Source organism: Pedobacter psychrophilus (genome assembly GCF_001652725.1).
Taxonomy (GTDB): Bacteria; Bacteroidota; Bacteroidia; order Sphingobacteriales; family Sphingobacteriaceae; genus Pseudopedobacter; species Pseudopedobacter psychrophilus.
Map to the genome: position 1 here is coordinate 175,374 of NZ_LWHJ01000029.1, position 23,479 is coordinate 198,852.

The window sequence follows — 23,479 nt, forward strand, 5'->3', positions numbered from 1 at the left end:
TTTGACTTTCTTAATGGTTTATGTAGGATAAACCTTTTGATGTTTCTGGACCGGCAGCGTTTTGACTTTGCCAATGAAATAGCAATTCATTTATTGCATAATCATCATACATAGTTGTTGGCGAGAAATTTTCTTCTGACTTGATAAGATTGATAAAAAGTAATTCTGTGTTTAATTTTTTGTTTAACGCAGTTCCTTCTCTATTTGATGATTTCTTATCAAATGTGCTCAATCCAAATGCTGCCAAAACTTGGTCTCTCGTGTAGCGTGAATGAACTTTTAGAGGTTGTTTATAAGGTAAATTAATACCGACTTCTTTAAAGTCGATTTTATCTAATAGTAAATCTAAAAGTTCTATTATTTCATCTACAAGCACTTTATTTTTACCAATTGTTTTGATGCTTTCTTCTAAAGAATTGAATCCACCCGCATTTTGCCAAACATCATAATGGAGCATTAAAAGCATAGCTTTTTCTTCCTCACCAAACTCATCGTATGAGAATTTGAAACCTTGTCTTGCTAGTTTTAAGATAAATTGAAAATAACTTGTAGAATTAGATGATAACCACTTATTGCTGATAGCAGAAAGAATTTCTTTTTCATTTAATTCTTCATAATTATCGATTACCTCCGCGGTTTGGCAAAGTCGTTTCCATCCGCCTCTTTTATATATTGACTGAATTGGTATATTGTTAAATTCAGTAAAGTTTTTAAGATTTAATGGCAGTGTGGTTTGGTGTTTAAAGTTCTTAATTTTAAGAATTAATTGATTTTTATTCAGCAAAGTTGCCGCTTTAATGTTGTCAAGAATAGTTTCTTTCGCTTTTTTTTCTAAAACAATTGAACAACCTAAAGGCAAATGCGGAAAATTATCTTCTATTTCTTTATAAACGGTGGTTGCTGTTTTACCAATTAGCGCTCTGAATTTATTTTCAAAATTATATTCTGGTCTAGAGTTTCCTACAAAGTCTAAAACAGTAAGACAATCTTTATCGTCTGCCAATCTTAATCCTCTCCCCAATTGTTGAAGGAAAACAGTTAAACTCTCAGTTGGTCTTAGGAATAAGACCGTATCAATCTCTGGTATATCAACTCCTTCATTAAAAATATCAACAACAAACAAGTAATTTATTTCTTTACTCAAAAGCATTTGTCTTACTAAATCTCGGTTTTGATTATTCGCATTTGTCAAATAATCAGCTTTAAATCCAGCCATTGAAAACTTTTCAGCCATATATTTTGCATGTTCCATTGATACGCAAAAACCTATTGCTCTAATATCTTGGCTATCTTTTGTGTACTTGTTTAAAGCATCAACTATTTCACGTACTCTTCTATCATTTGAAGTATAAAGGTTTGTCAATTCGCTAGAAATATATCTACCTTTTTCCCAACCAATAGTTGACAAATCAATGCTATCTGTTATACCAAAATATTGAAATGGACAGAGTAATTTTCGGTTTAATGCCTCCGGTAGTCTAATTTCAGCTGCAATTCTATTGTGGAAATCTTCTTGAATATCTCCTCCATCCATTCTTTCTGGAGTTGCTGTAAGGCCAAGAAGGACTTTGGGTTTAAAATAATTAATGACAGCTCTGTAGCTGTTTGCAGTTAGATGATGACATTCATCAATTACAATATAATCAAAATATTCTGGCGTAAATTCTAAATCCTCTAATCTGTTATTTACTGTTTGGATGGATGCAAAAACATATTCATAAGTTGACGGAACTAAACCATCTACCCATAACTCGCCAAAATTATTATCTCTTAAAACTCCTCGATAAACTGATAAAGATTGTTGTAAAATCTCTTTTCTATGCGCTAAAAATAATAGTTTAGCAGACTTGTTTTCTTTTTTGAATCTTTTGTAATCAAAGGCAGAAATTACAGTTTTCCCAGTGCCTGTCGCTGCAACTATTAAATTTCTATTACGATTATGAACCGTTCTTTCAACTTCTAGTTTTTCTAAAATCTCTGCTTGAAATGGAAAAGGCTTAATTTCAAAAAAAGTAAGATTAATTTCTGAGACCTTTGAGTTTTTTCCCTGATTTAAAGAGGCAATTAATTTCTCTTTATGAATTTCATCATTAAACAATTCGAAATCTTCGCTTTGCCAGTAAGAATCGAAAGTTTTTTGAAATTTATCTATGATATGGCTTACCTCCTTTGTGGTGATTTTGATATTCCATTCTAATCCATCCGTAAGCGCCGAACGTGAGAAGTTTGAAGAACCAATATATCCGGTATGAAAACCCGTATTTCTAAAGAACAAATAAGCTTTTGCATGCAATCTTTCATTGCCTGTATTATAGGATATTTTTACTTCGGTGTTTTCTAGTTTAGATAAAAGCTGTATGGCTTTATAATCTGAGGCGCCCATGTAAGTTGTAGTAATAACTCTAAGTTTACCTCCCCTATTTGTAAATTCTATGAGTTCTCTTTCGAGAATAATGATGCCTTTAAATTTTATAAATGAAACAAGAAGGTCAACTCTATTTGCTGATAAAATTTCTTTTTTTAATTCGCTTTCCAGTGATAAACCAACATTTCCTCCTGTAAATAATTCACTATGCGTTAAACGAGTGTAAGGAGTGATCTCTTTTAGATGTAAATCAAAATTGGAAAAATGAGCATCGATTTTAGTAAACACAGCTTTTAGCAATTCTCCCTCAACCTCAATTAAATCATTTGAAAATTCCTCTTTGTTTAGTTCTTCTTTTAAAAATAGAATAATCTTATTGGCTATCTCTATCTGATGTTCAATTTGTTTTTCACCTTTAACATACTCCAAAGCATGTTTAATAGTTCTTGATAGATGATGTGATAAAAGATGTGATGCCTCTTCCTTATCTATTGGTGATTTATTAATGTAATATTCGTCCTTATTAAGTTGGTTTATTTTCTGAGCAACTAATTGTGTTACAAGTTCCTCGTAAATGCCTTGATTCATAGGTTGATTATTTCTTTTAAAATAGGTAAATCAGCATCAGCCCAATCTAGATTTGAGAGTTCATGTTTTGCTAAAATTAGGTATTGCTTATGCTCTTTCAAAAATATTTCCCCTTCTTTATGATTGGCTAAAAAAGGAATAAGTTCAATTGACATATTAGGATAATTATAATTTGAAGGGGTAAGCCGCTTAGATATACTGATTTCAATGTCCAATTCTTCTTTAATTTCCCTTTTAATACAATCAATTTCACTTTCATTGGCTTCAACTTTCCCACCTGGAAACTCCCATTTTAATGGCATAGACATCATTTCACTTCTTTGTACTACAAGTATTTTTCCTTTAAAATTAATTATTGCACAGGTTACTTTAATTACTGAATTTTTCATAATAAATCGTACAATTCACTATTGCAATTTTTGTATTTCTGAATAAATTGAATTTAGAATATTATTATACTTAGACAAGTTGTTTAATGACGTAATTTTAAAACAAACTTAATCCACTATCTAAAATTAGTATTTAATAAAGTTATTTTATTGAGAAATAATTTCGAGAAAGAAAATTCCAGATTTTGATTTATTTAAATCAAAAAATTAGTCTCTAAAACAATTATTCCTATGCCATACCAAATATTCTTGACTTGGATAGTGAAGTTCATTTAATGGAAGTATAATCATCTGTCCTTCTAATTTCTTAAGGGAATTACTTCCAGTATTATCTTGAATAATTTGTTTTGAAACTAAAATTTTATACTCCTCATCTATACTTAACATACCTCTATCAAAAGCTCTATGAATGTTTGGGGAAAGAGAAATTCCATTTTTAATATGATCTTCTTTACAAATGCTAAATGGTTTAATATGGCAAGCATCAACTAAACTTAATCCAGATGCCGTTTGGACTTTCCACCCTGTAAAAGCACAAGTTTGATTATATGCAAAAGGAACTAATTTTTTGAACAGTCCATTTCTAACAAAAATCTCTTCTTCATTTACATTTGATAATCTTATGTAAGCGGAAACTGGTTCGTTAAGTATATTAGATGTTAAACCATCTATATAATCATTGGTAATTGATAAATTTTGATGGTTTGAAAAATATGTTTTTAATAAAATTTGTTTAAGAATGTTCCTTGAATTCTTTTCTTTCAACAAAACATAAAGATCTTCACTGAAATAACCGTAATCAACAACTGTGATTAATGTATTGAAACTTTTAATATGGGCATTGAATTGGCAACCTTGTAATGGTTTTACAAACCAAAAATGATTTCCTTGTAAATTATCATTTTGTAAATAATAAAAAGGTTGTTTAAAATCTGGCTGAAGAGGTGTTTTAACTAAAGCTTCCCAATTGTTTAAAAATGCTGCAACTAATTGCGTATTTATATAGATTTTATTTTCCAATATCTCACCTTGATTGATTAAATCAATAATAGAAAGTAAAAAAATTGGTTTATGGGGTGCTAAACCATAAGGTGTAGAACCTCTTTTTAATTTTGTAAATACATTTGCATAAGCTTTAAGTTCTAATTGCATATTACCAAAGTCAATTCATTTTAAAACAAGATATAATATTTAATCATATTTCTAAGTGTGCAAAGATTAGATGAAAAGAAACCGCGTTATCTAAACCGGATTGAAATGGAAATCCTTTTTGTTTTTCACAAAAAGATTATAGTAAAAAGCCGGACTATCGGATGTTTATAGCACCAGCTTTGCTTTTCCAAAAAATCGAAAAAAAGAAATCTTAAACCAACCTATCCTTTATTACCAAGGTATTGGCCATTTTATCGTGTAGGGTTTGTTGCTTTTTATTTAAGAACAAATAAAAATATCCGAAAAAGAAGGTAATGGTACTGATGGATTTTGAGATGTTGCGCACAAATATTTCTTGAAGGGTGGGTTTTAAACCTCGCATATCTGTTACTTTTATACCCATCATTTTTTTGCCAAAAGTGGCTTGCTGGGCGTTTTCCATGTAGATATTATAAAAGAATTTGAGTATGGGTAATAGCACAAAGCCGCTAATAATGGTGATTAAGGTGGTTGCTCTATCATTAAAGGTTAAGGCGATCATCAACTCCAGAAAGGCTACTATTCCAAAAATCATGAACCAATCTATTGCGTTGGCCAATAACCTTAAATCGAATCCGGCAAAATATTGTGGGGCGGTATATTGTTTATTAATGCCTAAAAATGCTCTTATTTCTGCAAATTCATGGGCTTCTTTGTAATCGTCCATCCCGGGTTTACGCACAAAAGAATCGGGCTTAACCCGATTCTCTTTTAACTCTGCTAATGTAAACGGACCTTGTGGTTTTCCGTTGATGACTAGCGTATAAATTTTATCGCTCATTTAATATCTATTCACTTCAAAATTGCTTAAACCGCCTTTTAAAGTTAAATGAATTTTTTGATTGGCTGTTTTATAGTTTGATGTTTCATAACTTCCGTCTGGCATTTTAATAAAATTATTAAAGCTTTTGGATGATAAACCACTTGAAGCCAAAATTTTACATCCGGCAGCTTCTGGCACTTCTACATTAACATCGGCTAAGCCGGTTTCTGCAGATAAATTTACATCGTTATAAAGATTGCCTATTTTAACGTCGAATTCTGCTGCACCGCCCTTTAAGGAAATATTACGCACCTTGTTTTGAGAAAAATCAAAATCTGCTTTGCCTGCTCCCATTTTTAAGTTTACATCCCAAACAGGTAACGTGTTGATTTCCATTTTCACATTTCCATATTCATCATCTTTAAAATTGAAAGAACCGCCTCTGTCTTTAGATCTAAATTCTAAAACTGCGGATGAATCTGAATCTGTTTTTTTAAGAAAGTATCTCATTTTAGATTCTTTTACCCTTGCATTAAACAGTTTTTCGTCTCCACTTTCAATATCAAAAGTGCTTGCTCCGCCATAAATGTTTAGCGTTGCGGTTTTAAATTTAACATCTAAATCTTCGGCATAATTGGTCATGTTGGAGGCACTTTCTGTGCTGTCACTGTCATCCCAATTGTCATCATTATCATCGTCAGAAAAGCTCCACCTGCTATTGGTATGATTTTCTTTTCCATCTTTTATGCCTTGATAGGTGATAATAGCTAAAGAAATAACTGTGATAGAGATAACGGATATTAAGCCTACTTTAGAATTAGATTTTGAAAAGACGATGTTTATACCCGTAATGATTAACAATAAGGGCCAAAAACGCCATATATAACCCCAACTAAAATCAATTACATTAAAATTTTCTAAAAGGAATACTCCGCCTATAAAAACAAAGATGATTCCCCAAAATATTTTATCAGCTTTCATAATTTTATAGATTATTGTTTTCTTGATTGTTAAATGATTGATTTTCGTCTGCTTTTGGCGCTTCTTCAAAAGGTTTATCTTCTATAATTGGCTCTTCGAAAGTTTTTTTGTTTTTGTTTTTAAAGATGATGCTCAACCCAATTACCACAAATACTAAAGGCCATAACTTTTTGACATGGAACCAATAAGGCAATAGATCAAACTCGGCCATTAAAAAATAAAATCCTAAGGCTATCAATATAAAACCTGCAAAAGCGCTCACATTTTTATTTCTTTTGGGCTTAAAAGTAGAACCAAAATTCTCTTTAAAAGGCTCATCAGGGTTTACCCTGTAATCGGTGTAATTGAATGGAGAAATTTTTTCTTCTGGTACGGCTATCCATAATATAATGTAAACCCAAATACCGCTTCCTCCAAAAAATGTGGCCAAGGCAAAGGCAATTCTTACCCAGGTAACATCTAATTCAAAGTAATTTGCCAATCCACTTGCAACACCCGCAACCATTTTATCACTGGTGTCTCTTTTTAATTTTTTTTCCATTTTGCTATCCTTTACAAATCTTAAACCTGACCATGGATGGGTTTTATGACCACTTGTTCTACGTTTGCACCTTTACTCATCTTTAAAATTTGAGATATGGTATCTGCAACATCTTCGGGTTGTATAAACTCATCCTTTGAGATTTTTGTTCCTTCCCATGAATTTGTTAAAGTAGACCCTGGTAAAATTGCAGTCACTTTAACATCATGTTCCATCAACTCTGCTCTCATGATATTGTTAAGACTTAGCAAAGCCGATTTAGTTACACAATAAGAGCCAGCATTTGCAATTGCCTCTAAACTAGCGACTGAGCAGATGTTAAAAATATGACCAAATCTCTTTTCTTTCATTGCTGGAGCCAGTTTTTTATACAAATAATAGGGCGCATAAAGATTTGTCTTCATGTGAAAATCTAAAACCTCATCGTTTTCATCTAAAATAAAAGAGGGTTTAAAAACTCCGACAGAATTAATTAAAACATCAATATTCTTTAATTCGATTGTTGCATCAGCGGCGAAAGCCAACACTTCTTGTTTTATAGCACAATCGACTGCTTTTATAAACACCTTTATGGTAGGATATTTTGCATTTAATTCTGTTTTTAAGGTTTCTAGCTCGTTAATTTTTCTGGCGCAGATGGCTAAATTGTTTCCTTCATTAGCCATTTTTAAAGTTATTGCTTTTCCTATTCCTTTTGTTGCGCCTGTTATTAGTACATTCATGCTAGTAAATTTAAATAAATCACAATTTAGGTTTAATAATTGCAATTGATAAAAAACGTTATTTTTACAGAAAATTTTATATATGGTATTTCATTATTTTGGCAAATATATTTTATTGTTACAGGCGGTTTTTAGGAAACCCGAAAAATATAGTATCTATAAAAATGAAATTTTTAGAGAAATGGTGTCTATTGGCTTAGGCTCATTAGGTATCATCAGTATCATTTCTGTTTTTATTGGTGCTGTAACTACCGTTCAAACTGCTTTTCAGCTAACCAGCGATTTAATTCCAAAATCTATTATTGGGGGTATTACCAGAGATTCTACGATTTTAGAATTGAGTCCAACCATTTGTTCTTTGGTTTTAGCCGGTAAAGTAGGCAGTAGCATTGCCTCGCAAATTGGCACCATGCGAGTTACCGAGCAAATTGATGCTTTAGAGATTATGGGAATCAATGCACCGGGTTATCTGATTTTGCCTAAATTATTAGGCGGAATTATTATGATACCTATGTTGGTTATTGTGGCTATTGCGTTGAGTATTACCGGTGGTTATTTAGCAGGAACAGCTTCTGGAGCAGTTAGTGCAGCAGAATTTATTCAAGGTTTAACTACAGATTTTATTCCGTTTACATTGGCTGTTGCGATGATTAAAGCTTTAGTTTTTGCATTTATTATCACTACGGTTTCTGCATATCAGGGCTATTATACCGATGGAGGCGCAATTGAGGTTGGTAATTCTAGCACAAAAGCAGTAGTTATAAGTTGTATAGCTATTTTAATATCTGATTATGTTATTGCACAACTTTTATTATGATTGAGGTTAAAGATATTTTTAAAAAATTTGGTGATAATGAGGTTTTAAAAGGCATTACTGCAGATTTTAAACCCGGAGTAACTACTTTAATAATTGGCAGCTCTGGTTCTGGAAAAACAACTTTGATGAAAAACATGGTTGGCTTGCATGAACCAAATGGCGGCAAAGTGTTTTATGATGGTAGAGACTTTACTTCTATGGATACCAAAGAAAGGATAGATATTAGAAAGGAAATTGGCATGTTGTTTCAAGGATCTGCTCTTTTTGATTCTATGACGGTTGAGAAAAATATCCGTTTTCCGTTAGATATGTTTACAGATCAAGGAATTGGAGAGAAAACTGATCGTGTTAATGATGTTTTGGAAAGGGTTAATTTAGCTGGAAAAAACAAGTTATTTCCGGCAGAACTTTCTGGCGGAATGATGAAGAGAGTGGGCATTGCAAGGGCAATTGCCATGCGCCCTAAATATCTTTTTTGCGATGAGCCAAACTCGGGTCTTGATCCAAAAAGCTCTATCATGATTGATGAATTAGTTTCCGAGATTACCAACGAATATGAGATTACTACGGTGATTGTTACTCACGATATGAATTCCGTAATGGGAATTGGCGAGCACATTTTGTTTTTGCATCAAGGGCAAAAATGGTGGGAAGGTTCAAAGGATGAAATCACTTCTACTGATAATAAAGAGCTGAACGAATTTGTTTTTGCTACCCAATTAATGGAAACATTGTTGAAGAAGAAGTAGATTGGTTGATAGCCAATAGTTCATTAGTCATTGGTTTATTAGTTTTAAGTTTATTAGTAATTGATTCATTAGCCATTAGTCTCGTTTATTGGTAGTTAGTTTATTATTCATTAAATGCGATAAGAGATTCAATCATTCAAAATTCAAAAATTCTCTAATTCAGAATTCATTCAAAATACAAGCATTCAATCATTCAAAATTAAATATACATGCAGCCCCAAATACAAGCTTTAACACCACAACATTGGAAAGATTACGAACTAATAGATTGTGGGGATTTTGAAAAGCTGGAGCGATTTGGAGAATTAATTTTGATAAGACCTGAGCCACAAGCGGTTTGGAGTAAACTTTTGTCAGAAAGCGAGTGGCAAAAAATGCATCATATAAAGTTTAAGGGGAAATCTGCGACAAGCGGAGAATGGGTTAAAAAAGACCCGAAAACACCAGATCGTTGGCATATTACCTATAAAAATAATGATGTTGCCATTAAGTTTAGACTTGCACTAACTTCCTTTAAACATGTTGGCATTTTTCCGGAACAGGCGGTTAATTGGGATTATATATCATCAAAAATAAAAGCATTTAAAAACCCTAATCCAAAAGTTTTAAATTTGTTTGCATACACTGGTGGTGCATCTTTAATTGCTAAAGCGGCAGGAGCCGATACTACTCATGTAGATTCTATTAAACAAGTGGTAAGTTGGGCAAATGAAAATCAGGAAATTTCTGAACTAAAAGATATTCGTTGGGTGGTTGAGGATGCTTTAAAATTTGTACAACGAGAACTAAAAAGAGGCAAAACTTATAACGGAATAATTTTAGATCCTCCAGCTTACGGCCATGGTCCAAAAGGAGAAAAATGGAAATTAGAGGATTTGATTAAAGAAATGATGCGGGATGTTGTACAATTATTAGATCCGCAAGAGCATTTCCTAATCTTAAACACTTATTCATTAGGCTTTTCATCCATTATTGTAGAAAACTTAATTAGAGGTGCTTACCCAAAAGTGCAAAATTTAAATATTGGCGAATTATACCTAACTGCCCGTAGCGGTGTAAATCTACCTTTGGGCGTTTTCGGTAAATTTAGTTCTGTCTAATTGTTGAAATCTTTTTAATTATTCCAATTTTGTTAAATCTATTTTCGCTAAAAAAATTACTGAATGAACCTATCTAAAAAAATATTATTGGTGCCGCAACTTATCTGTGCAGCATACATCTTTTCATCATGTTCTGGTACAGATGGAAAAACTTCTAACTCAACTTCGGCTGCTGACTCTACAAAAAAAGAGCAATCCGCTGTTAAAGAAGATTTATTTAAACCTGTAGATTCTGCAAAATACTTTAAGCTTCAAAAATATATAGCCAATGGCGATACTACTGGAAAATGGCCAATAAAAAAAGATGTTTTACCAATTGATGGGGCAATACTTCCATTTAACAGGATTATAGCTTATTACGGAAATCTATATGTTAAAAAAATGGGTCCGTTAGGCAAATATGAGCCTAAAGAAATGTGGAAAAAGTTGGATGAAGAGGTTGCAAAATGGAATAAAGCAGATACCGTAATAAAATCTATCCCGGCATTGCATTATATTGCTACCGTAGCAAGTGGAACTCCCGGAAAAGACGGTTTATACATCAATAGAATGCCAGATAAGCAAATTGATTCTGTTTTGAAAATAGCTAAGATGTACAATCATGATGCTATTGTTTTTTTAGATGTACAGGTTGCTTTGAGTAAATTAAAGGATGAGTTACCCCGGTTAGAAAAGTATTTAAAATTGCCAAATGTTCATTTAGGGATAGATCCAGAATTTTCTATGAAAACTGGGGCAAGACCTGGAACTAAAATTGGAGTTTATGATGCTGCTGATATAAATTATGCTGCCGATTTTTTGGTGAAATTGGTAAAGGATAATAATTTACCTGCAAAAGTTTTAGTAGTACATCGTTTTACTCAAAAGATGGTTACTAATTATCAGAATATAAAACTTCACAAGGAAGTTCAAATGGTAATGCACATGGATGGTTTTGGTCCGCCAGAATTAAAGAAAGGGACTTATCGCCATTATTTATATAGAGAACCTGTACAGTTTGTAGGTTTTAAATTGTTTTATATCAACGATATTGCAGCAGCTCCTAATCATTTAATGACTCCAACAGAATTATTGAAATTAACTCCTAAACCAGTTTATATTCAGTTTCAATAGGATTTTAAAAACAGAATAGTTAAAAGAGTTGCTTAAAAGCAACTCTTTTTTGTTTAATTAAAAAATATATTTTTTATCAAAAAAAATAAAGTCGGGATTTCCAAATAAAATAAAATATTGAGTTATTTTTATCCGAGAACTGTAAATTGAAAATATCTGATTTAAATATAATTATGTCTCATAATAATATACATCCTGATGAAATAGTTATGAATAAAATTTATTTTATTCGAAATCAGAAAGTAATGCTTGATGATGATTTATCGGAATTGTACGGTGTAGAAACAAAGCGTTTAAATGAACAGGTAAAGAGGAATATTGATAGATTTCCTGAAGATTTTATGTTTCAATTAAATGATGAAGAATTTAACGACTTGAAGTCGCAAATTGCGACTTCAAGTTGGGGAGGAAGAAGAAAGCCGCCTTTTGCTTTTACAGAACATGGAGTTTTAATGTTATCGAGTGTATTAAACAGCAAATTAGCAATTTAGGTTAACATTTAAATAATGCGCATATACACTAAAATCAGAGAAATGCTTTTGGCTCATAAAGACGTATTTATAAAAGTTGAACAAGTTGAAAGAAAACTATTAAAACAAGATGAAAAAATAGAATTATTATTTACTTATCTAAGTTAATTTATAGAAAAAGACGAAACAGTTAGAGAACCGATTGGATTCAAAATAAATTCAAATTCTAAGAAAACGTGAGATTTTAAAATTTTTATCCTATAAAATCAAAACCTGTAAACGGAATCAAACATTCAGGAACTTTAATTCCATCTGAGGTTTGAAAGTTTTCTAAAATTGCAGCTAAAATACGTGGCAAAGCCAAAGCACTTCCATTTAATGTATGTGGTAATTGTGTTTTTCCTTCTTTCCCTTTAAAACGTAATTTTAAACGGTTACTTTGAAAAGTCTCGAAATTAGAAACAGAAGAAACTTCAAGCCAACGCTCTTGTGCTGCACTATAAACTTCCATATCATAAGTTAATGCTGATGTAAAACCCATATCGCCACCACACAATCTTAAAACTCGGTATTGTAACCCCAATTTTTGCAATAAACTTTGTACATGCAAACTCATTTGTTCTAAAACCTCATAAGATTTATCAGGATGTACCACTTGCACAATCTCTACTTTATCAAACTGATGTAAACGGTTTAAACCACGAACGTGAGCGCCATAAGAACCCGCTTCACGACGGAAACAGGGTGTGTAACCACAATTTTTTATCGGTAATTCTTCTTCTTTTAAAATTACATCTCGGTAAAGATTAGTTACCGGAACTTCAGCAGTGGGAATCAAATATAAATTATCTATGCCTACATGATACATTTGCCCTTCTTTATCGGGCAATTGTCCGGTTCCAAAGCCAGAAGCTTCGTTTACTAATAAAGGAACCATCATTTCATCATAACCTGCTTTTTCAGCTTCTGTTAAAAAGAAATTGATTAATGCTCTTTGCATCTTTGCCCCTTTTCCTTTATAAACTGGAAAACCTGCACCAGTAATTTTTACTCCTAATTCAAAATCTATGATATTATATTTTGCTGCCAATTCCCAGTGTGGCAATGGTTTTTCTGGTAATTGTGGCAATTCTCCATAGATTAAAACTACCTCATTTTCTTCTGGAGTTTTGCCTTTAGGAACGCTAGCATGTGGCAGGTTTGGTAATTGAACTAATTTCTGTTGTAAATTTTGTTCTATTGTTGCAAGTTGTTCTTGCAAATTTTTAACTTCTTCTTTAGATTTTGTGGTTTCTGCTTTTATAGCCTCAGCTTCTTCTTTTTTGCCATTACGCATCAGCTCTCCAATTTGTTTTGCTGCCGCATTTCCCTTTGCTAAAAGTTCATCAGCTTGCGATTGAGTACTTTTACGCTCATCATCCAGACTAATAATTTCATTAACCAATTGTGGATGATTGAAATTCTTTACGCTTAATCGTTCTAAAACTTCCTCTTTATTTTCGCGGATATAACTAACTTGCAGCATCTTTTTAAATTTTTACAAATATAGTATTGCGTATTAAGAATAGCGTATTGTGATAATTAGAATTTAAAAAATTAAATCAATTTAATGAGCGGCAAACTTTATCTAGTCCCAACGCCAATTGGCAACTTAGAAGATATTACTTTAAGAGCTTTGCGGATACTTAAAGAAGTTGATTTGATATTAGCAGAAGACACCAGAACTTCGGCACCAATGCTTAAACATTTTGATATCGATAAAAAAGTTTATGCCCATCATCAACATAATGAACATAAGGCTGTTGCCGAGATTATCAAATTTTTAAAAGAAGGGCAAAACATTGCTCTAATTTCTGATGCAGGCACTCCTGCTATTTCTGACCCTGGTTTTTTGTTGGTTAGGGAAGTGATAAAAAATGAGATTGCTGTAGAATGTTTGCCTGGTGCAACCGCTTTTGTCCCTGCTTTGGTTAACTCTGGTTTACCAAATGATCGTTTTACTTTTGAAGGATTTCTGCCCGTAAAAAAAGGTCGACAAACTCGTTTAAAGGAGTTGATTTACGAAAGCAGAACGATGATATTTTATGAATCTCCGCATCGTTTACTTAAAACCTTAGAAGAATTTATGGAATATTTTGGGGCCGAACGGCAAGCATCTATTTCCAGAGAATTAACCAAAATGTTTGAAGAAAATGTAAGGGGAACCATAACGGAATTAAAAACACATTTTGAAAACAATATTTTAAAGGGCGAATTTGTAATTGTGATTGCCGGCAGCGAAGAAATAGCTCCAAAAAAAGACGATAAATATTATAAAAAATGAAGCGACAAATTTGGTTAGCATTATTAACCGCATTTTTACTTTGGTTGGCCTGGCCGCCTATTCCATTTACTTCTCCAATTTTATTATTTGCTTTTTTACCCTTAATGATCGCTCTTCAAGAAATTGAAGAATCTACACTTCGTAAAAAAGGCTACAAAATATTTTACATCGCTGGTTTAGCTTTTTTAGTTTGGAATACCGCGTCTATTTATTGGGTTTTTAATTCACTAAACGCAGTTATGCCAACCTTTGCGGCATGTTTGCTTTCGCTGATTCCATTTGGTTTGGGCACAGTTTTAATGACTTTTAGTTTTTGGCTTTATCGTAAAGTTGCAAGAAATACAAAGCCGATTATCGCTGATATTAGTTTAATTGGTTTTTGGATAAGCTATGAATATTTACATCAAACCTGGGACTTAAAATTCCCCTGGATGACATTAGGAAATGGTTTCGCAAATACACCACAACTCATTCAATGGTATGAATATACTGGCGTTTATGGCGGTACATTTTGGGTTTTAGTCTCTAATATTTTGCTGTTTAGGATTTGGATTCTTGTTAGAGAACAAGGAACAAAGAATAAAGAACAAAGAACTATTGTGATTAAAAAGACTTATAAAAAAAGTTTAATTATTGCATTAGCTGTTTGGGTTATTGTGCCGATAAGTTTATCGGTGGTAGTCTACAGCACTTTTGAGGAGGAGATTAATCCTTCTAATATTGTTGTAGTACAACCAAATATTGATCCTTACGGTAAAAATCATTCTTACACAGAGCAAGAACAGTTAACTACTCTAATTAATTTAAGTAGGCAAAAAGCACAGGTAAATACCGAGTTTTTCATTTGGCCAGAAACTGCAATTACGGGTTATAAAGATGAAGAAGATTTTAGAAATACTGAATCATTCAGAACGATAGGAACATTTTTAGATGGTTTTAAAAATGCAACATTGATAACTGGTGCTGAAACTTATTTAGCTTATCAAAATCAAAAAACTTTATCTGCCAGATTTGTTAAAGAGAATAACCTTTGGTATGATAGCTTTAATACCGCAGTTGCGATAGAAAACTCTCCTAAACTACAATTCTATCATAAATCTAAATTGGTTCCTGGAGTAGAAAAAATGCCTTTTCCAGAATTGCTTTCTTTTTTAAATCCACTATTTGAAAAATTTGGAGGTACAACTGGTGGTTATGGTGAGCAAGAAGAACCTACTAATCTGTATGCTTCTAGCGGGATTGGAGTAGTATCGGCGATTTGCTATGAGTCTATTTGGGGAGATTGGGTTGCGAAATCTGTAAATAAAGGTGCACAGTTTATTGCAGTGATTACCAATGATGGTTGGTGGGGAAATACTTCTGGTAAAGATCAGCATTTAGATTATGCAAGATTAAGAGCAATTGAGAACCGAAGATGGGTTGCTCGTTCTGCAAATACTGGGATTTCAGCTTTTATCAATCAGCGTGGCGATGTAGTTCAAAAAACGGAATGGTGGAAAGCTGCAGTTATTAAACAAGATATTAATTTAAATACAGAAATTACTTTTTACACCGCACATCAAGATTGGATTGTTTTTCCTTTTCTTTTTATTGGAGCTTTTGGGTTTCTTTTTGTGATCGTTATGAAGTTTAAAAATAGAAAAAGTCAACTAGTTTAAATCTGAGGACTTTTATAAAATTTTATAAGTTTTGCGTTAGGGATAGAAGTGGCAGCTTTTTTGTTTTTCACAAAAAACTACATCCGCCAGCTGGCGGACCGACCCTTCCGCTAGCTAGCTGATTGGGAAACGCCCAAATTATTGATTTAATTAAAATTAAAAATCTATTTCAGCATTAAAATTTATACTTTCTGTTTTAACTTTAATAAGTAAAAAACCTATTTCTTCTTCAACCTTAAATCGTAAAAATCTGTTCTTCTATCCTTAAGATTTTTAACGCTTCCATGTTCATGCAATTCTTTCAATAAATCTAAATTTACATCTGCAATTAAAATATTCTCATTATTTGGAGTAGTCTCTGCAACTATCGCATTTGATGGAAACGCGAAATCTGAAGGAGAGAAAATTGCTGATTGCGCATACTGTAAATCCATATTATTTACCTTAGGTAAATTACCTACAGAACCCGTAATGGCCACGTAACATTCGTTTTCAATGGCTCTGGCTTGCGAACAAATTCTAACTCGGTTATATGCATTTTGAGTATCTGTCCAAAACGGAACAAATAGAATATCCATTTTTTCTAAAGCTTGTAACCTCGCTAATTCAGGAAATTCAGCATCATAACAAATTAAAATTCCTATTCTACCGGCATCTGTATCAAAAACTTTTAAACTGTTGCCACCACTCATTCCCCATGAATTAATTTCTGAAGGTGTTGGGTGAATTTTTACCGCTCTGTCAAAAGTTCCGTCTCTTCTACATAGATAGGAAACGTTAAATAATTTATCGTTTTCTAATAAAGGCATACTGCCGGCAATGATATTTACATTGTAAGATACAGCTAATTCACAAAACCTATTTCTTATATATTCGGTATGTTTCGCTAATTCTCTAATGGCTTTTGCCTCGCCCAAATGGTTATAATCTGCCATTAAGGGAGCGTTAAAAAACTCGGGAAAAACCACAAAATCAGACGAGTAATCGCTTACTGCATCAACAAAATACTCTGCACTTTCCATCATTTCTTTAACGTCTTTAAACAGACGCATTTGCCACTGTACCAAGCCAATCCTGATGGTAGATTTTTTTAGCAAATTATCTTTGTGCTCATCAATATAATAGATATTGTTCCACTCTAAAAGGGTGGCAAATTCCATAGATTGCTGATCTTCTGGCAAATAATTTTTTAGGATTTTTCTTACGTGGAAATCGTTTGAGATTTGGAAAGTTAAAGTTGGATCGTAAATTTCCTTCATTTTCACCTTATCTATATACTGGCGAGGTGTATTATCAGAAGAAAACTTTTCATAGTTAGGAATTCTACCTCCTAAAATGATAGATTTTAAATTTAGATTCTCACAAAGCAGTTTTCTTGCATCATAAAGTCGCCTTGCTAACCTCATTCCACGATAATCCGGATGCACAAAAACTTCTATTCCATAAAGTACATCGCCATCATAAGTATGAGTACTAAATGTATAATTCCCGACAGCCTGAGCGTAAGTATGTGTTTCGCCAAGTTTTGCATAATCAACAATGATACTTAAAGCCGTTGCTACAACCGCCCCATTTATTTCAATACAAAGTTGCCCTTCAGGAAATATTTCTATTAATTTATCGATGGATTTTTCTCTCCAATAACTTTCGCCCATGCCGGCATAAGCTGATATCATTGCAGATTTTAAATCTTTATAATCTTCTATTTTTAAAGTTCTTAACTCAACTGTTTCTATTTGAATTGTATTTGTTGCCATATTATGTATAAACTAAAAAACCCCGAAAGAAAATTTCAGGGTTTAATTTGATAAAATCTCTTTTTATTTATTGAAGTATTAGCTTTCTTGTAGCAAATTTGCCGCCACTATTTACTCTCATGATATAAATTCCTCTATTTAACTCACTTAAATCTATTTCTTCGCTGCCTTTTAAATTTGATTTTTGTAACGATTTTCTCCCTGAAATATCAAAAAACTCCACATCAAATTTTTGAGCGAAGTCTACATGAATTGTTGATGTTACTGGATTTGGATAAAAAGTTAAGCCATCAAATTTATTATCCTCTTTAATAGCAGTAAGAACATAATTAAAGGGATCTGAGAATATGCTGCAGCTAGCAGGAGCTGGACCCGTTACTTGCACTCTATACTGACCTGTTTGTGTTGGAGAAATAGTTTGCGAAGTTTGATTTGCTAATAGTGTGCTGCCTAAATACCATTGATAGGAATTTGAAGTGCTTGCAGCCAAAGTTTGACCAGTTTGAGCAATAGTAGGTTTATTAGGTGTAGAAGAAACATTTACTGAGTAAGTTATTGTTGTACCTGTACAACTTCCATTTGTTGGTGTTACAGAAATTACAATATTACCAGGCCCATTAAAAACAACACTATACTGGGTATCTGTAATCTTATTAATTGTAGCCAGATTAACATTATTTACACTCCAATTATATCCTGTTGCATTGGTAACACCAGAAATATTATAAGTTCCTACTCTATCTACACAACCATTATTAAAACCTGTAATTGTCCCACCTGTTGGAGTAGTACAAGTTTGTGCATTTACAAATGTGATAAATAGTTGAAAAACAATAAGAAACGGTAATAATTTCTTCATATAGAATATTTTTTTTAAAGATAATTAAATTAATTTTTTATTCAATATCATTTTTATCAATGTTATACCTGATTTTTAATAAATAGATACATAAATGTTTATTTTTGTACGATGAAGTTACCAATAGTCGCTTACGGAGATCCTGTACTTAAGAAGAAAGCCCAAGATATAGCAGATGATTACAATAAACTTGATGATCTGATATCAAATATGTTTGAAACAATGTATACTGCAAACGGAGTTGGTTTAGCTGCACCCCAAGTAGGTTTATCAATAAGACTTTTTATAATTGATGCATCTCCTTTTGAAGAAGATCAACCCGAACTAAAAGATTTTAAAAAGGTTTTTATCAATGCTAAAATAGTCGAAGAAAATGGCAAAAAGTGGAACTTTAACGAAGGCTGTTTAAGTATCCCGGAAATTAGGGAAGATGTTAGCAGACATGAGAATGTACTGGTAAATTATTTTGATGAAAATTGGGTAAATCATGAAGAAAAATTTACTGGTTTAGCCGCTAGAGTTATACAACATGAATATGATCACATTGAAGGGAAATTATTTACCGATAGAATAAACCCACTTAGAAAAACTATGCTGAAAAGTAAATTAGATGCGATAGCAAAAGGTATTGTGAAAGTAGAATATAAAATGAAGTTTCCTTTATTAAAAAAAGGACGATAGACTATTAATCATCATTTTTCTTTCTTCCTTCTGAAATTTGTTTGATTAATGCTGCCCAAGCTAAAGGATTTAATAAGGGATTAGTCTGTACCATGTTTTTATTCCCTAATGCTTGATGAAGGTTGTTAAAACTCATGCCGCTATTTTCTTGACCGTCTCTAGGTAAATTTGCTGAAAGTTCTCTCAGGCTTTTTTTAGATAGATTTTTCATTGCTAGTTCCAAATCATCATCCGCAAATTTCATGGTTAAGAAATCCTTTTTAAAATCATCATAACTTGCCCAAGGAAAAACCCTTACCATAGGTAATTGAATATTATCTGTTTGGAGCTTGATAATTGCAGTGTATTTTCTATCTTTTAAATTAGATGGAATAACCATTTCTAATTTTTTATAGCCAATAGAGCTAAAAACTACTGTATCTCCTTCTTGTAAAACAAATGAAAAGTAACCTTTATAATTTGCAGCAAAAGCACTATTATGATTACTTACATTTTTAATAGCTACATATGGCACAACTGTATTACTATCCAAATCATAAATAACGCCACTAAATTGCACCAATGGTTTTTCGGTTTGCGAAAAAGCCGCAAATCCGATAATCATGAATAATATGGTAAATAGTTTTTTCAATGTTTCAAATTTAAACTTCAAAAAGAAGTTTTTTTGTTAAATAACGTTAAACGTATAATTAACCTTATGCTATCTTAATGTTTCTGGTAAAACAGCATTTGGATCATCTATTGGTGTAATATTAATTGCTTCTACTGATATAATTTCTGGAACAGCTTTTTTAACAGCTTGCTCTATACCTGCTTTTAATGTCATGATACTCATTGGGCAAGATTCACAAGACCCCAATAATTTTATCTTTAAAACTTTTTCATCAGTAATTTCTATAATTGATACATTACCAGCATCTGCTAATAAGTAAGGTCTTATAGTATCCAAAGCCTCTTCTACCCTTTGTAATAAATTTTCGTGATCACTCATAAACTGATTTTAATCCTAAAAATAAAGATTATTAATTATTTCTTTGTATTGGCTTTATCATTTTGTATAGCCACTTGTTGTGCCACCTTTTGTGCTAACTGTAAAAAAGCAGTCGCACTAGGATTATTTTCTTGTAAAACAACCGGTATTCCAGCATCACCTGCCTCGCTAATACTTTGCACTAAAGGTAATTCTCCTAAAAATGGTGCGTTATACATTTCTGCCAATTCCTTTCCTCCGTTTTTGCCAAAAATGTAATATTTATGATCTGGCAGTTCTACTGGAGTAAAATAAGACATGTTCTCAATTATCCCTAGCAGGGGGATATTAATTGCTTCCATCCTAAACATTCCAATTCCTTTTTTAGCATCTGCTAAAGCAACTTGTTGCGGAGTTGTGACAATAACCGCCCCAGAAATTGGGAAACTTTGAGCTACCGTTATATGAATGTCTCCAGTTCCTGGAGGTAAATCAACTACTAAATAATCTAATTCGCCCCAACTAGCATCGTTAAATAATTGTTTTACAGCAGTAGAAATCATTGGCCCACGCCATGGCACAGGTTGGTTTGGATCAGTAAAAAAACCTATCGATAATAATTTAATACCATATTTTTCTATAGGCTCTATACTTGTTTTTCCATTAATTTCGGTAGCTTTTGGTTTTGCACCTTGTAAACCAAACATGATAGGAACCGATGGGCCATAAATATCTGCATCAATTAATCCTACTTTTGCACCGTTTAAATTTAAAGCTATTGCTAAGTTTGCTGCAACGGTAGATTTCCCAACCCCTCCTTTGCCAGAAGCAACTACAATGATATTTTTAATATTTCCCGTTAATTGGGTTGGCGTAGAAGTAACTCTACTCGTCATGTGGATATTTATTTCAGCTTCTTTACTCACAAAATGTTTAATGGCATTTCTACAAGCATTCTCCAGCATTTCTTTCATTGGGCAGGCTGGAGTGGTTAAAACAACAGAAAAGCTCACTTTATTTCCATCGATAGATAAGTTTTCTATCATGCCCAGCGTTACTAAATCTTTCTTTAAGTCGGGATCTTCTACGTTTTTTAAAGCGGCAAGTATATTCTCTTTTGTTATAGACATTTTAAAAGTTTATCCTCAAAATTACAAAAACTACCTCGATAACTTTTGTTTAGGCTTTGTTTTTGACTTAATTTAGAAAATTATTAGGCCTCGGTGGTAATTTTAAAGCCAGTTTAAATCATCTATGAGAAAAAAATTTTTAGCCATAAAATTAGGAAAATATAAAAAACCGCTCGTAATAACATTAATAAGCATTTTTATATTGTTTTTAATAGGAATTGCAATTGCCTTTAATAAAAGACAAAGTTTATTAGATGCTGCAATTGCAAAGGCCATAAAAAATGCAAAAACAGATTACAACCTAAACGTTAAAATTAATTCTTATGGTTTTAGTGGTTTAAGTAATGTTCGTTTTCAATCTGTATCTATCGTTCCTGATCAAAAAGATACTTTAGCCACCATAAAAGATTTGGAAGTTGGTGTTAAACTTCTTCCTTTAATTTTTGGAAGTGTAAAAATAGCTGAATTAGATATTCATGATGCCTTAGTTTCTTTAGTTAAAAAAGATAGCATCAGTAATTATGATTTCTTATTTAAAAAGAAGGCTAAAGATACATTAGATAATAATTCTAAAGTAGATTTATCAGAGTTAGCAAATAAGCTTTTAAACCAGGCTTTAGATAAAATTCCTGATGATATGGATATTAAGAATTTTTTAATTACTTATGATCAGGATACCACTCATTTTAGTTTACTTACAGAATCGGCAACTATTGCAAATGGCGATGTAAACTCTACTATTAAATACAATAAAAATCAAGCAATTTGGCATGTAGCAGGTACCGCGGATCCGTCTAATCAAAAATTAGATTTAAAGCTTTTCGCTGATAATCAGAAAGTAGAATTCCCATTTTTAGAAAGAAAATTTGGTCTAAAATTAAATTTTGATACCATTAGAACTGAAATGCGTAGTGCTGAAAAAGAAGGCGATAAATTTGAGATTGAAGGCAGCTGGTCTGTTACCAATTTGTTAATTAACCAACCCAGGATTGCAGCAAATGATGTGATTGTAAAGCATGGAGTTATAGATGCGAAAATTTTAATTGGTTCTAATTATATTGCCTTAGATAGTTCTTCTATTGTGTCTTTGGGTAGGGCTGAGTTTAGCCCTTATGTTAAGCTCACCCTTGGTAAAAATAAAATTTATGAATTAAAGGTAAACGCTTATGATCAAAAAGCTCAAGATATTTTTGATGCTTTCCCAACCGGTCTGTTTGAATCTTTAGAAGGGATTAAAGTGCAAGGAAATTTACAATATGCCCTCAATTTTTATTTAGATAGCAGGCAACCTGATAAAGTTGTTTTCACTTCAGATTTAAACGGAAGCGATGATTTTAAGATCACAAGATTTGGAAAAACTAACTTTCAAAAGATAAATAACCCTTTTGTTTTTACCCCTTATGAAAAAGGGAAACCTGTTAGAGACATTATTGTTGGTCCCAGTAATCCAAATTATATTCCTTTTAATCAAATATCATCAAACATAAAAAATGCTTTATTAACTTCAGAAGACCCTTCATTTTTCTCTCATCATGGTTTTGTAGAGGAATCTATCAGGCAATCAATTGCTACAAATTTTAAGGCAAAATCTTTTAAACGTGGCGGCAGTACCATTTCAATGCAGCTAGTAAAAAATGTTTATTTAAACCGTCAAAAAACTTTAGCCCGTAAAATTGAGGAAATTTTAATTGTTTGGTTGATAGAAAATAAACGTTTAACGAGTAAAGAAAGAATGTATGAAGTTTATCTGAACATCATTGAATGGGGCAGAAATGTTTATGGAATTGGCGAAGCGTCTCATTATTATTTTGGTAAAAATGCCAGCGAATTAACAGTAGGTGAATCTATTTATTTGGCACATATTGTACCTAAACCTAAATCTTCATTATATTCCTGGGAGCCAGATGGAAGCTTAAAAAATTACCTCACCGGATATTTTAGAATGATTGGAGGTTTGATGGCAAGACGTGGTTACATTCAACAAGATAGCAGCTATTATGGATTTTACGGCGTAAGATTAAAAGAAAGTTTAAGACAACAAATTGCACCATCAGATTATGTTCCAGATAGTTTGATGAATGATGAAGATGAGAATAATGGGTTTTTTAACCTCAATATATTTAAAAGTAAAAAAGATACACTTGTAAAAAAAGAAAACTTTTTGAAAAATGTATTTGGTGGCGAACCTGAAAAGAAAGATACAACTACTAAGACCGCGAAGGAATTACGCCAGGAAAAACGTTTACAAAGACGTAAAGGAACTAATTAAATTTCTGCAACAAAAACTCAATTCTAACAGCCTTCTAAAATAT

Annotated in this window: 23 protein-coding genes; 10 read left to right on the top strand and 13 right to left on the bottom strand. The window is 32.4% G+C overall.

The features are described from left to right. Positions 1 to 10: 10 nt before the first annotated feature. The 7 genes from A5893_RS13000 to A5893_RS13030 all read right to left on the bottom strand — a co-directional run bounded on the left by A5893_RS13000 (position 11) and on the right by A5893_RS13030 (position 7,540). Positions 11 to 2,953: a DEAD/DEAH box helicase gene (locus A5893_RS13000; protein WP_198342330.1), complete on the bottom strand. Its 2,943-nt coding sequence runs from the start codon at positions 2,951 to 2,953 to the stop codon at positions 11 to 13. Next, the gene (locus A5893_RS13005) at positions 2,950 to 3,342 is read right to left on the bottom strand and encodes a (deoxy)nucleoside triphosphate pyrophosphohydrolase (protein WP_068823012.1); all 393 of its coding nucleotides are present in this window, start codon (positions 3,340 to 3,342) and stop codon (positions 2,950 to 2,952) included. Before A5893_RS13005 ends, A5893_RS13000 begins: the two co-directional genes overlap by 4 nt. Positions 3,343 to 3,549: 207 nt before the next feature. Then, the gene (locus tag A5893_RS13010) at positions 3,550 to 4,494 is read right to left on the bottom strand and encodes an HNH endonuclease (protein ID WP_068823013.1); all 945 of its coding nucleotides are present in this window, start codon (positions 4,492 to 4,494) and stop codon (positions 3,550 to 3,552) included. Between the two features lie 211 nt (positions 4,495 to 4,705). Beyond that, positions 4,706 to 5,314 carry an RDD family protein gene (locus tag A5893_RS13015; protein WP_068823014.1) on the bottom strand — a complete coding sequence of 203 codons (609 nt, stop codon included), beginning with the start codon at positions 5,312 to 5,314 and terminating at the stop codon, positions 4,706 to 4,708. Then, on the bottom strand, positions 5,315 to 6,277 hold the full coding sequence (locus A5893_RS13020) for a LiaI-LiaF-like domain-containing protein (RefSeq protein ID WP_068823015.1): 963 nt from the start codon (positions 6,275 to 6,277) through the stop codon (positions 5,315 to 5,317). It lies immediately after the preceding gene. A gap of 4 nt (positions 6,278 to 6,281) precedes the next feature. Further along, complete coding sequence (locus A5893_RS13025; protein WP_068823016.1) at positions 6,282 to 6,818, bottom strand: PspC domain-containing protein; 537 nt, start codon at positions 6,816 to 6,818, stop codon at positions 6,282 to 6,284. Positions 6,819 to 6,838: 20 nt separating this feature from the next. Further along, positions 6,839 to 7,540, bottom strand: coding sequence for an SDR family oxidoreductase (locus A5893_RS13030; protein ID WP_068823017.1), 702 nt, complete (start codon positions 7,538 to 7,540; stop codon positions 6,839 to 6,841). A gap of 82 nt (positions 7,541 to 7,622) precedes the next feature. Between A5893_RS13030 and A5893_RS13035 the strand changes: the two genes are divergently transcribed. The 6 genes from A5893_RS13035 to A5893_RS18200 all read left to right on the top strand — a co-directional run bounded on the left by A5893_RS13035 (position 7,623) and on the right by A5893_RS18200 (position 11,957). Then, complete coding sequence (locus tag A5893_RS13035; protein WP_068823018.1) at positions 7,623 to 8,357, top strand: MlaE family ABC transporter permease; 735 nt, start codon at positions 7,623 to 7,625, stop codon at positions 8,355 to 8,357. Further along, positions 8,354 to 9,106 (top strand): ABC transporter ATP-binding protein, encoded by a 753-nt coding sequence (locus tag A5893_RS13040; protein WP_068823019.1) that lies wholly within the window; start codon positions 8,354 to 8,356, stop codon positions 9,104 to 9,106. Before A5893_RS13035 ends, A5893_RS13040 begins: the two co-directional genes overlap by 4 nt. Positions 9,107 to 9,315: 209 nt before the next feature. Then, on the top strand, positions 9,316 to 10,206 hold the full coding sequence (locus A5893_RS13045) for a class I SAM-dependent methyltransferase (RefSeq protein ID WP_068823020.1): 891 nt from the start codon (positions 9,316 to 9,318) through the stop codon (positions 10,204 to 10,206). Between the two features lie 63 nt (positions 10,207 to 10,269). Continuing rightward, positions 10,270 to 11,319: a hypothetical protein gene (locus A5893_RS13050; RefSeq protein WP_068823021.1), complete on the top strand. Its 1,050-nt coding sequence runs from the start codon at positions 10,270 to 10,272 to the stop codon at positions 11,317 to 11,319. A gap of 173 nt (positions 11,320 to 11,492) precedes the next feature. After that, positions 11,493 to 11,810: an ORF6N domain-containing protein gene (locus A5893_RS13055; RefSeq protein WP_232456860.1), complete on the top strand. Its 318-nt coding sequence runs from the start codon at positions 11,493 to 11,495 to the stop codon at positions 11,808 to 11,810. 15 nt (positions 11,811 to 11,825) lie between these two features. Continuing rightward, positions 11,826 to 11,957, top strand: a complete 132-nt coding sequence (locus tag A5893_RS18200; protein WP_262497036.1) for a hypothetical protein — start codon at positions 11,826 to 11,828, stop codon at positions 11,955 to 11,957. Positions 11,958 to 12,042: 85 nt separating this feature from the next. Here A5893_RS18200 and serS read toward each other — a convergent pair whose 3' ends face one another. Then, positions 12,043 to 13,314, bottom strand: coding sequence for a serine--tRNA ligase (serS, locus tag A5893_RS13060; RefSeq protein WP_068823022.1), 1,272 nt, complete (start codon positions 13,312 to 13,314; stop codon positions 12,043 to 12,045). Between the two features lie 84 nt (positions 13,315 to 13,398). Between serS and rsmI the strand changes: the two genes are divergently transcribed. Next, complete coding sequence (gene rsmI / locus A5893_RS13065) at positions 13,399 to 14,112, top strand: 16S rRNA (cytidine(1402)-2'-O)-methyltransferase (protein ID WP_068823023.1); 714 nt, start codon at positions 13,399 to 13,401, stop codon at positions 14,110 to 14,112. Beyond that, positions 14,109 to 15,770: an apolipoprotein N-acyltransferase gene (lnt, locus tag A5893_RS13070; protein WP_068823024.1), complete on the top strand. Its 1,662-nt coding sequence runs from the start codon at positions 14,109 to 14,111 to the stop codon at positions 15,768 to 15,770. Before rsmI ends, lnt begins: the two co-directional genes overlap by 4 nt. A gap of 218 nt (positions 15,771 to 15,988) precedes the next feature. Here lnt and A5893_RS13075 read toward each other — a convergent pair whose 3' ends face one another. Next, positions 15,989 to 17,527, bottom strand: a complete 1,539-nt coding sequence (locus A5893_RS13075; RefSeq protein WP_068823025.1) for a bifunctional GNAT family N-acetyltransferase/carbon-nitrogen hydrolase family protein — start codon at positions 17,525 to 17,527, stop codon at positions 15,989 to 15,991. 67 nt (positions 17,528 to 17,594) lie between these two features. Next, positions 17,595 to 18,386 (bottom strand): T9SS type A sorting domain-containing protein, encoded by a 792-nt coding sequence (locus tag A5893_RS13080; protein WP_068823026.1) that lies wholly within the window; start codon positions 18,384 to 18,386, stop codon positions 17,595 to 17,597. Between the two features lie 111 nt (positions 18,387 to 18,497). Here A5893_RS13080 and def point away from each other — a divergent pair, with 111 nt between their 5' ends. After that, a complete protein-coding gene (gene def, locus A5893_RS13085) occupies positions 18,498 to 19,067 on the top strand; it encodes a peptide deformylase (RefSeq protein ID WP_068823027.1) in 570 nt (189 codons plus the stop codon). Positions 19,068 to 19,071: 4 nt separating this feature from the next. Here the strand turns inward: def and A5893_RS13090 are convergent, their stop codons facing one another. From A5893_RS13090 to A5893_RS13100, 3 genes are all read right to left on the bottom strand, one after another. Next, positions 19,072 to 19,671, bottom strand: coding sequence for a carboxypeptidase-like regulatory domain-containing protein (locus A5893_RS13090; protein ID WP_094336727.1), 600 nt, complete (start codon positions 19,669 to 19,671; stop codon positions 19,072 to 19,074). A 96-nt stretch (positions 19,672 to 19,767) separates the two neighbouring features. Next, a complete protein-coding gene (locus A5893_RS13095; RefSeq protein ID WP_068823029.1) occupies positions 19,768 to 20,058 on the bottom strand; it encodes a NifU family protein in 291 nt (96 codons plus the stop codon). Positions 20,059 to 20,093: 35 nt separating this feature from the next. After that, positions 20,094 to 21,167 (bottom strand): Mrp/NBP35 family ATP-binding protein, encoded by a 1,074-nt coding sequence (locus A5893_RS13100; protein WP_068823030.1) that lies wholly within the window; start codon positions 21,165 to 21,167, stop codon positions 20,094 to 20,096. Between the two features lie 124 nt (positions 21,168 to 21,291). Here A5893_RS13100 and A5893_RS13105 point away from each other — a divergent pair, with 124 nt between their 5' ends. Further along, positions 21,292 to 23,436: a biosynthetic peptidoglycan transglycosylase gene (locus tag A5893_RS13105; RefSeq protein ID WP_068823031.1), complete on the top strand. Its 2,145-nt coding sequence runs from the start codon at positions 21,292 to 21,294 to the stop codon at positions 23,434 to 23,436. The last annotated feature ends 43 nt before the right edge of the window (positions 23,437 to 23,479 follow it).

Coding starts and splice junctions, on each gene's coding strand:
- A5893_RS13000 (WP_198342330.1), bottom strand. CDS start 2,953: ATGAATCAAGGCATTTACGAGGAACTTGTAACACAATTAGTTGCTCAG.
- A5893_RS13005 (WP_068823012.1), bottom strand. CDS start 3,342: ATGAAAAATTCAGTAATTAAAGTAACCTGTGCAATAATTAATTTTAAA.
- A5893_RS13010 (WP_068823013.1), bottom strand. CDS start 4,494: ATGCAATTAGAACTTAAAGCTTATGCAAATGTATTTACAAAATTAAAA.
- A5893_RS13015 (WP_068823014.1), bottom strand. CDS start 5,314: ATGAGCGATAAAATTTATACGCTAGTCATCAACGGAAAACCACAAGGT.
- A5893_RS13020 (WP_068823015.1), bottom strand. CDS start 6,277: ATGAAAGCTGATAAAATATTTTGGGGAATCATCTTTGTTTTTATAGGC.
- A5893_RS13025 (WP_068823016.1), bottom strand. CDS start 6,818: ATGGAAAAAAAATTAAAAAGAGACACCAGTGATAAAATGGTTGCGGGT.
- A5893_RS13030 (WP_068823017.1), bottom strand. CDS start 7,540: ATGAATGTACTAATAACAGGCGCAACAAAAGGAATAGGAAAAGCAATA.
- A5893_RS13035 (WP_068823018.1), top strand. CDS start 7,623: ATGGTATTTCATTATTTTGGCAAATATATTTTATTGTTACAGGCGGTT.
- A5893_RS13040 (WP_068823019.1), top strand. CDS start 8,354: ATGATTGAGGTTAAAGATATTTTTAAAAAATTTGGTGATAATGAGGTT.
- A5893_RS13045 (WP_068823020.1), top strand. CDS start 9,316: ATGCAGCCCCAAATACAAGCTTTAACACCACAACATTGGAAAGATTAC.
- A5893_RS13050 (WP_068823021.1), top strand. CDS start 10,270: ATGAACCTATCTAAAAAAATATTATTGGTGCCGCAACTTATCTGTGCA.
- A5893_RS13055 (WP_232456860.1), top strand. CDS start 11,493: ATGTCTCATAATAATATACATCCTGATGAAATAGTTATGAATAAAATT.
- A5893_RS18200 (WP_262497036.1), top strand. CDS start 11,826: ATGCGCATATACACTAAAATCAGAGAAATGCTTTTGGCTCATAAAGAC.
- serS (WP_068823022.1), bottom strand. CDS start 13,314: ATGCTGCAAGTTAGTTATATCCGCGAAAATAAAGAGGAAGTTTTAGAA.
- rsmI (WP_068823023.1), top strand. CDS start 13,399: ATGAGCGGCAAACTTTATCTAGTCCCAACGCCAATTGGCAACTTAGAA.
- lnt (WP_068823024.1), top strand. CDS start 14,109: ATGAAGCGACAAATTTGGTTAGCATTATTAACCGCATTTTTACTTTGG.
- A5893_RS13075 (WP_068823025.1), bottom strand. CDS start 17,527: ATGGCAACAAATACAATTCAAATAGAAACAGTTGAGTTAAGAACTTTA.
- A5893_RS13080 (WP_068823026.1), bottom strand. CDS start 18,386: ATGAAGAAATTATTACCGTTTCTTATTGTTTTTCAACTATTTATCACA.
- def (WP_068823027.1), top strand. CDS start 18,498: ATGAAGTTACCAATAGTCGCTTACGGAGATCCTGTACTTAAGAAGAAA.
- A5893_RS13090 (WP_094336727.1), bottom strand. CDS start 19,671: ATGATTATCGGATTTGCGGCTTTTTCGCAAACCGAAAAACCATTGGTG.
- A5893_RS13095 (WP_068823029.1), bottom strand. CDS start 20,058: ATGAGTGATCACGAAAATTTATTACAAAGGGTAGAAGAGGCTTTGGAT.
- A5893_RS13100 (WP_068823030.1), bottom strand. CDS start 21,167: ATGTCTATAACAAAAGAGAATATACTTGCCGCTTTAAAAAACGTAGAA.
- A5893_RS13105 (WP_068823031.1), top strand. CDS start 21,292: ATGAGAAAAAAATTTTTAGCCATAAAATTAGGAAAATATAAAAAACCG.